Source organism: Sporosarcina sp. PTS2304 (genome assembly GCF_003351785.1).
GTDB lineage: Bacteria > Bacillota > Bacilli > Bacillales_A > Planococcaceae > Sporosarcina.
In genome coordinates this window covers 2850521-2860000 of sequence record NZ_CP031230.1, presented here as the reverse complement: position 1 = coordinate 2860000, position 9480 = coordinate 2850521, and the positions used below count along the sequence as shown (strand labels likewise).

Annotated in this window: 2 protein-coding genes and 3 rRNA genes (1 of these 5 running past the window's edge); all 5 read right to left on the bottom strand. The window is 46.4% G+C overall.

The window, feature by feature from the left end; genetic code table 11:
* A 5S ribosomal RNA gene (gene rrf, locus DV702_RS13715) occupies positions 1-48 on the bottom strand; it reaches 68 nt to the left of the window's first position.
* A 317-nt stretch (positions 49-365) separates the two neighbouring features.
* Positions 366-3292: ribosomal RNA gene (locus tag DV702_RS13710) — 23S ribosomal RNA — on the bottom strand.
* Positions 3293-3548: 256 nt separating this feature from the next.
* Positions 3549-5100: ribosomal RNA gene (locus DV702_RS13705) — 16S ribosomal RNA — on the bottom strand.
* Together the 16S, 23S and 5S rRNA genes form the textbook arrangement of a ribosomal RNA operon.
* Positions 5101-5702: 602 nt before the next feature.
* Complete coding sequence (locus DV702_RS13700; protein ID WP_114925264.1) at positions 5703-6815, bottom strand: HD-GYP domain-containing protein; 1113 nt, start codon at positions 6813-6815, stop codon at positions 5703-5705.
* A gap of 138 nt (positions 6816-6953) precedes the next feature.
* On the bottom strand, positions 6954-9464 hold the full coding sequence (gene gyrA, locus DV702_RS13695) for a DNA gyrase subunit A (RefSeq protein ID WP_114925263.1): 2511 nt from the start codon (positions 9462-9464) through the stop codon (positions 6954-6956).
* Positions 9465-9480 lie beyond the last annotated feature (16 nt).

Here is a 9480-nt window from a genome sequence, read left to right as displayed (position 1 = left end):
CGTGTTCGGTATGGGAACGGGTGTGACCTCTTCGCTATCGTTACTAGACTGTTGAGTTGTTCACTCAAAACTGAATAAAAGACATTGGGTTGTTCAAGTAACTGCTTCCGCTTTTCGTGTTGTCCAGCTAAATCGACCAGATGCTCGGGTCATAAGTCAACTTGGCTGCGCGACAAAAACCGTCGCTTCGCCAATCCGTCTTATGCCTGTCGTATCTAGACGGTCGATTTAACTTTTCATTTTGTCCAGCTTCAGCAGCCAGATGCTCGGGCCATAAGTCAAAGCTGTTTCGTGGTAAAGAGCACCACTGCACATCTTCGCCTTATGCCTGCCGCATCTAAACGGCTGCTTCCGCTTTTCAATAATAGGTTAAGTCCTCGATCGATTAGTATCTGTCAGCTGCACACGTCGCCGTGCTTCCACCCCAGACCTATCCACCTCATCTTCTTTGAGGGATCTTACTTACTTGCGTAATGGGAAATCTCATCTTGAAGGGGGCTTCATGCTTAGATGCTTTCAGCATTTATCCCGTCCATACATAGCTACCCAGCGATGCCTTTGGCAAGACAACTGGTACACCAGCGGTATGTCCATCCCGGTCCTCTCGTACTAAGGACAGCTCTCCTCAAATTTCCTGCGCCCGCGACGGATAGGGACCGAACTGTCTCACGACGTTCTGAACCCAGCTCGCGTGCCGCTTTAATGGGCGAACAGCCCAACCCTTGGGACCGACTACAGCCCCAGGATGCGACGAGCCGACATCGAGGTGCCAAACCTCCCCGTCGATGTGGACTCTTGGGGGAGATAAGCCTGTTATCCCCGGGGTAGCTTTTATCCGTTGAGCGATGGCCCTTCCATGCGGAACCACCGGATCACTAAGCCCGTCTTTCGACCCTGCTCGACTTGTAGGTCTCGCAGTCAAGCTCCCTTATGCCTTTGCACTCTACGAATGATGTCCAACCATTCTGAGGGAACCTTTGGGCGCCTCCGTTACTCTTTAGGAGGCGACCGCCCCAGTCAAACTGTCCACCTGACACTGTCTCCTGCCCGGATCACGGGCATGGGTTAGAAGTCCAATACAGCCAGGGTAGTATCCCACCAATGCCTCCTCCGAAGCTGGCGCTCCGGAATCAAAGGCTCCTACCTATCCTGTACAGGCTGCACCGGAATTCAATATCAGGCTACAGTAAAGCTCCACGGGGTCTTTCCGTCCTGTCGCGGGTAATGCGCATCTTCACGCATATTATAATTTCACCGAGTCTCTCGTTGAGACAGTGCCCAGATCGTTACGCCTTTCGTGCGGGTCGGAACTTACCCGACAAGGAATTTCGCTACCTTAGGACCGTTATAGTTACGGCCGCCGTTTACTGGGGCTTCAATTCAGAGCTTCGCTTGCGCTAACCCCTCCTCTTAACCTTCCAGCACCGGGCAGGCGTCAGCCCCTATACGTCACCTTACGGTTTTGCAGAGACCTGTGTTTTTGCTAAACAGTCGCCTGGGCCTATTCACTGCGGCTCTCTCGGGCTATTCACCCTACCAGAGCACCCCTTCTCCCGAAGTTACGGGGTCATTTTGCCGAGTTCCTTAACGAGAGTTCTCTCGATCACCTTAGGATTCTCTCCTCGCCTACCTGTGTCGGTTTGCGGTACAGGCACCTCCCGCCTCGCTAGAGGCTTTTCTTGGCAGTGTGAAATCAGGGACTCTGGAGACAATTCTCCTCGCCATCACAGCCCAGCGTTAGATGAAAACGGGATTTTCCTCGTTTTCCGCCTCACTGCTTAGACACACAACCAACTGTGTGCTCACCCTATCCTACTGCGTCCCCCCATTACTCAAACGGCGGGGAGGTGGTACAGGAATATCAACCTGTTGTCCATCGTCTACGCCTATCGGCCTCGACTTAGGTCCTGACTAACCCTGAGCGGACGAGCCTTCCTCAGGAAACCTTGGGCATTCGGTGGAAGGGATTCTCACCCTTCTTTCGCTACTCATACCGGCATTCTCACTTCCAAGCGCTCCACCAGTCCTTCCGGTCTAGCTTCAACGCCCTTGGAACGCTCTCCTACCATTGACTTGCGTCAATCCACAGCTTCGGTGATCTGTTTAGCCCCGGTACATTTTCGGCGCAGCGCCACTCGACCAGTGAGCTATTACGCACTCTTTAAATGATGGCTGCTTCTGAGCCAACATCCTGGTTGTCTGGGCAACGCCACATCCTTTTCCACTTAACAGATACTTGGGGACCTTAGCTGGTGGTCTGGGCTGTTTCCCTCTCGACAATGGATCTTATCACCCACTGTCTGACTCCCAAACATAAATCATCGGCATTCGGAGTTTGTCTGAATTCGGTAACCCGGGATGGGCCCCTCGTCCAAACAGTGCTCTACCTCCGAGATTCTTTCGTTTGAGGCTAGCCCTAAAGCTATTTCGGAGAGAACCAGCTATCTCCAGGTTCGATTGGAATTTCACCGCTACCCACACCTCATCCCCGCATTTTTCAACATACGTGGGTTCGGGCCTCCAGTCAGTGTTACCTGACCTTCACCCTGGACATGGGTAGATCACCTGGTTTCGGGTCTACGACCCCATACTCATTCGCCCTATTCAGACTCGCTTTCGCTGCGGCTCCGCTTTCTCAGCTTAACCTTGCATGGAATCGTAACTCGCCGGTTCATTCTACAAAAGGCACGCCATCACCCATTAACGGGCTCTGACAATTTGTAAGCGCATGGTTTCAGGATCTATTTCACTCCCCTTCCGGGGTGCTTTTCACCTTTCCCTCACGGTACTGGTTCACTATCGGTCACTAGAGAGTATTTAGCCTTGGGAGATGGTCCTCCCGGATTCCGACGGAATTTCACGTGTTCCGCCGTACTCAGGATCCACTCTGGAGGGAATGTGCTTTCGACTACGGGGCTTTTACCCACTCTGGCGGACCTTTCCAGGTCGCTTCGTCTAACGCATTCCTTTGTAACTCCGTATAGAGTGTCCTACAACCCCAAGAAGCAAGCTTCTTGGTTTGGGCTCTTCCCGTTTCGCTCGCCGCTACTAAGGGAATCGATGTTTCTTTCTCTTCCTCCGGGTACTTAGATGTTTCAGTTCTCCGGGTCTGCCACTTGCACGCTATGTATTCACGTATAAGTACTGTCCCATTATGGACAGTGGGTTTCCCCATTCGGAAATCTTCGGATCAACGCTTACTTACAGCTCCCCGAAGCATATCGGTGTTAGTGCCGTCCTTCATCGGCTTCTAGTGCCAAGGCATCCGCCATGCGCCCTTTCTAACTTAACCTATAAAAGGTCCAACGTCATCCTAGCGATAGGAATCAGAAGGTTAAAAAGTAGATGAATGAATTGCTTCATTCGATTAATTACTTGATTACTTTCAATGTCGTTTTATCCAGTTTTCAATGAACAAGTGTAAAGAAAAAAAGCTTTGAACACTCAAAAAATGAGCCTTCAAAACTGAACGCAAAACGTTAACGTGATAGATCAACGATCTATCTTCCGAATGTCTACGCCCGAAAGCTGTAGAACATAATCCTTAGAAAGGAGGTGATCCAGCCGCACCTTCCGATACGGCTACCTTGTTACGACTTCACCCCAATCATCTGTCCCACCTTCGGCGGCTGGCTCCCGTAAGGGTTACCCCACCGACTTCGGGTGTTACAAACTCTCGTGGTGTGACGGGCGGTGTGTACAAGACCCGGGAACGTATTCACCGTGGCATGCTGATCCACGATTACTAGCGATTCCGGCTTCATGCAGGCGAGTTGCAGCCTGCAATCCGAACTGGGAACGGTTTTCTGGGATTAGCTCCCCCTCGCGGGTTGGCAACCCTCTGTACCGTCCATTGTAGCACGTGTGTAGCCCAGGTCATAAGGGGCATGATGATTTGACGTCATCCCCACCTTCCTCCGGTTTGTCACCGGCAGTCACATTAGAGTGCCCAACTAAATGATGGCAACTAACATTAAGGGTTGCGCTCGTTGCGGGACTTAACCCAACATCTCACGACACGAGCTGACGACAACCATGCACCACCTGTCACCAGTGTCCCCGAAGGGAAAATCATGTCTCCATGACGGTCACTGGGATGTCAAGACCTGGTAAGGTTCTTCGCGTTGCTTCGAATTAAACCACATGCTCCACCGCTTGTGCGGGTCCCCGTCAATTCCTTTGAGTTTCAGCCTTGCGGCCGTACTCCCCAGGCGGAGTGCTTAATGCGTTAGCTGCAGCACTAAGGGGCGGAAACCCCCTAACACTTAGCACTCATCGTTTACGGCGTGGACTACCAGGGTATCTAATCCTGTTTGCTCCCCACGCTTTCGCGCCTCAGCGTCAGTTACAGACCAGAAAGCCGCCTTCGCCACTGGTGTTCCTCCACATCTCTACGCATTTCACCGCTACACGTGGAATTCCGCTTTCCTCTTCTGTACTCAAGTCCTCCAGTTTCCAATGACCCTCCACGGTTGAGCCGTGGGCTTTCACATCAGACTTAAAGGACCGCCTGCGCGCGCTTTACGCCCAATAATTCCGGACAACGCTTGCCACCTACGTATTACCGCGGCTGCTGGCACGTAGTTAGCCGTGGCTTTCTGGTAAGGTACCGTCAAGGTACAGGCAGTTACTCCTGTACGTGTTCTTCCCTTACAACAGAGCTTTACGATCCGAAAACCTTCTTCACTCACGCGGCATTGCTCCATCAGACTTTCGTCCATTGTGGAAGATTCCCTACTGCTGCCTCCCGTAGGAGTCTGGGCCGTGTCTCAGTCCCAGTGTGGCCGATCACCCTCTCAGGTCGGCTACGCATCGTGGCCTTGGTGAGCCGTTACCCCACCAACTAGCTAATGCGCCGCGGGCCCATCTAACAGTGACAGCCAAAGCCGTCTTTCAACATTCACTCATGCGAGAAAATGGATTATTCGGTATTAGCCCCGGTTTCCCGGAGTTATCCCCATCTGTAAGGTAGGTTGCCCACGTGTTACTCACCCGTCCGCCGCTAAAGTATAGAAGCAAGCTTCTACACTTTCGCTCGACTTGCATGTATTAGGCATGCCGCCAGCGTTCGTCCTGAGCCAGGATCAAACTCTCCATAAGACTGGCAGACGAGCTACTGCAGATTACGTCGTCAGTTTCACTCGCTCAGTCGGTCACGTACGGTAGTACGCTCCCTCTTTCGCTCGATCACTTCCTAGTACTCTACAGCATCTCGTCAGCCAGTAAAACAGAAAATCGATTAGCTCGAATTTCATTTGCTGGCATCATTTAAGATACTCAATTTGTTTGTGTCATACACAAACTTGTATTTCGTTAACGTTTTGCTGTTCAGTTTTCAAGGTTCATGTAGTCGCTCTTTCATAAGAGGCAACTTTCTTATAATATCAAATTACAGTTTGACTGTCAACACTTTTATCAAAAACTTTTGAAATGTTTTTGGCTAAGTTGCTAACTTCAAAAGCAACGAGATTAAATATACCACCTGCTCTTTCACATTGCAAGCATTATATACACGCTAACTATATCTATCCTTTTCATTGTAAATTTTTAATGAATAGCTTCACTCATCTTTCTTTAAATACGAGAACTATGCGCCATTACTATATTTTCTGAACAAGATAGGTGTTTGAGTAAAATCAATCATCTGTAGGCTTGACTGATTTTACTCTATTTGTGACGAGTGATAAATACGAACTGTCGCGTTAAAAGTTCTTTACTATTGAGATCTTTCTATTAGCTGATAAGTCAATATGCTGCCCACTTCCAAGAACTTTAACAATTGGACGTAATGGAAAGTCGCGATGCAAGTATATGATTTCAGCAATTTCATCAGTAGATAATTTTACTCTCGTGCCAATAGACAATTTATTTATTAAATCATGAAGCACTTGAATGATTTTCATATCAAACTTACCGAACTCTTCTTCTCTCATTAATTCGATTACTTTAAATGAACTTTCTTTTTGGCGATAGGGTCTTTCTGATGCCATTGCGTGGTATACGTCTGCGACTGAAAGGATTTGAGAAATCTCTGTAATTTCCTGCCCTTTTAGTCCCCTTGGATACCCACTGCCATCAAATCGCTCATGATGTTGTAGAATAGCGACTTTCATTTCTTGTCGAACTAGGGGGGATTCTGAGACCATTTGAAAGCTATGAATGACATGCTTCTTCACTTCGTTAATTTCATCACTCGTTAAAAATGCCACTTTATCTATAATGTTTTGATTAATTTTTGCCATTCCGCTATCTGCTAACACGCCAGCTATACCAATTTGTAGCACTTGTCCTTTTGGGTAACCCATTTGATCGCTAATTAATGCTGCTAGTATTCCAACACTAATAGAATGATGTGCTTGATAGTTTTGAATTGTGGAAAACTCATTTAGACGTCTAACATACTCTTTGTTTTCTAGAAATGCCTGAATGACTGGTAATGCAATTGTTCTCACTACCGCAACATCTAGTTTTTTGCCTGATTTATAGCTAGCAAACTCCTTACGATAGGCTTCTACGGTGTCATCGTATAAAGATTCCAATGTTGTAGACTTGGCAGGCGCACTTTGATTCATAAGTTTTTCAACTTCTGGTGTCAGTTTTACTTCAGTGACTTTTTCCTCCGGCTGTTCCAAATGCCCTTGTGCTTTGGATTCAATCAGAACTCTAGCTATGCCGAATGAACGAAGAACATCGAAGTGCTCCAGTGTTAGTTTCGTGTCTTTAGCTATAATTGGATTTTTTGTATTCGCATATATATCTTCTTTAAGAAAGTTTCCGGGGCGCAATTCACTTACTTCTTTATAGATATCCACCATCTTCACCTAATTTCTTCTTTTCTCTATCTATTATCATATATTATTCTCAATTATATGGATAGATGTATGAGCAAATTATCACATATAAAATAGAAAAGGTTATTGAAGAGGCACTTTAGCCCTCCAATAACCTTCCCTTTACTCGCTGTCTTCTTTTTCGTCAACTACTTCGTAATCGATGTCTATAGACTCTTCTAGTTCTTCATCATGCTCGGCTTCTTCATCTTTCTCAACCTTCGCAACAGTTGCGACAAGTTCATCATCTGCTAAACGGATTAATCGAACACCTTGGGTAGAACGGCCAAATATAGAAATATCACCTATCGACATACGGATAAGAATACCGTGGATCGTAATAAGCATTAGATCTTCTTCGCCATTTACTGCCTTCATTGCGACAATATCGCCGTTACGTTCAGTCATATGCATCGTTTTCAGACCATACCCTCCACGTGACTGGGCACGATACTCACTTTCTGGTGTGCGTTTACCATACCCTTTCTCAGTAACTACAAGAATATCATCATGAGGCGCTACTATATCCATACCTACTACTTCGTCTTCTTCGCGTAAACGAATACCACGGACACCTGCAGCTGTTCTTCCAAGTGGACGAATACTCTCTTCTTCAAAACGTATTAACATTCCTTGTTTTGAACAAATGGCAATATCAGATGTACCGTCTGTCATTTTTACGGAAATCAACTCGTCTTCTTCACGCAAGCCTAAAGCAATTAGCCCATTTGCACGGATATTTGCATACCCCATAATGGATGTACGTTTTATTACACCATGCTTTGTGGCAAAGAATAAATAGTGGTCTTCACTAAACTCACTGATCGGGATCATCGCCGTTACCTTTTCACCTTTTTCAAAATCAATGAGGTTAATGATCGGCAATCCTTTAGCTGTCCGGCTATATTCTGGAACTTCATAGCCCTTTTTCCGGAATACACGTCCGCGGCTAGTAAATAGTAAAATCGTGTCATGCGTAGACGTATTTAGCAAATGTTCAACAAAGTCGTCTTCGTTTGTTCCCATTCCTTGGATTCCGCGACCGCCACGTTTTTGACTGCGATAAGTATTTGCAGGCAGACGTTTAATATAGCCTTGATGAGTTAGTGTAACAATTGAATTCTCTACTGGAATCAAATCTTCATCTTCCAACATTTCAGATCCGCCAAGCATAATTTCTGTTCGGCGCTCGTCTGCGAAACGTTCTTTGATTTCTGTCAGTTCTTCCGTAATAATTTCAATTACTTTTAACTCATCTGCCAAAATAGCCCGCAGTTCTGCAATAAGTGTTAGCAGTTCTTGGTATTCTGACTCAATCTTATCCCGTTCCAAGCCAGTTAAACGCTGTAGACGCATATCCAATATTGCTTGAGACTGACGATCGGATAACTCAAACGTTTCCATCAAGTTAGCTTTTGCTTCGGCAGTCGTTTTTGAAGCACGGATCAATGCAATAATGCGATCAATATGATCCAGTGCCACACGTAATCCTTCTAAAATATGCGCACGGTCTTCGGCTTTAGTAAGCTCAAATTGTGTACGGCGGCGAATGACTACTTTTTGGTGTTCTAAGTAGTGGAAAAGAATTTCTTTCAGTGACAAGACTTTCGGTTGTTTATCTACCAATGCCAACATATTAATACCAAAACTGGTTTGCAAAGCAGTTTGTTTATATAAATTATTGAGCAATACATTAGCATTGGCATCGCGTCGGACTTCGATGACAATTCGCATACCTGTACGATCCGACTCATCAGCCAAGTGTGTAATACCGTCAATCTTTTTATCGCGTACGAGTTCTGCAATTTTTTCGATTAACTTCGCTTTGTTCACTTGGAATGGAATTTCTGTCACAATAATCGTTTCACGACCATTTGCAGCCGTTTCTATTTCTGCCTTACCGCGAATAATTAATGAACCGCGACCTGTTTCGTAGGCACGTCTAATTCCACTGCGACCAAGAATCATACCGCCAGTTGGAAAATCCGGTCCTGGTATAATCTCCATTAATTCATCGGTTGTAATTGCACTATTTTCGGCTAGTGCAAGAACTGCATCAATAGTTTCTCCTAGATGATGCGGTGGAATATTCGTCGCCATTCCTACTGCAATTCCTGATGTTCCATTTACAAGCAAGTTAGGATAGCGGCCTGGTAATACTGCCGGCTCTTTTTCCTGCTCATCGTAGTTTGCCTGGAAATCAATTGTGTTTTTATTGATATCACGTAATAACTCCATCGCAATACGTGACATACGTGATTCGGTGTAACGCATCGCGGCCGCGCCGTCACCGTCAACAGACCCGAAGTTTCCGTGTCCGTCTACGAGCATATAACGATAGCTGAAGTCTTGTGCCATACGCACCATCGTGTCATAAACTGCACTGTCACCGTGCGGGTGGTACTTACCAATAACGTCGCCTACGATACGTGCAGACTTTTTATGTGGTTTATCTGCTGTAATTCCTAAATCATGCATTGCATATAAAATACGTCGATGAACAGGCTTCAAACCATCACGAACATCCGGTAGCGCACGAGAAACAATTACGCTCATTGCATAGTTCAGAAAGGATGTTTTCATCTCTGTATTAATATTTATTTCTTGCACTCCGCCTCTTGGCAAATCTGCCATGTTGTCAAGCTCCTTT

What these genes read in the sequence shown, in the direction of transcription:
- DV702_RS13700 (WP_114925264.1), bottom strand. Translation starts at nt 6,815, where the DNA reads ATGGTGGATATCTATAAAGAAGTAAGTGAATTGCGCCCCGGAAACTTT.
- gyrA (WP_114925263.1), bottom strand. Translation starts at nt 9,464, where the DNA reads ATGGCAGATTTGCCAAGAGGCGGAGTGCAAGAAATAAATATTAATACA.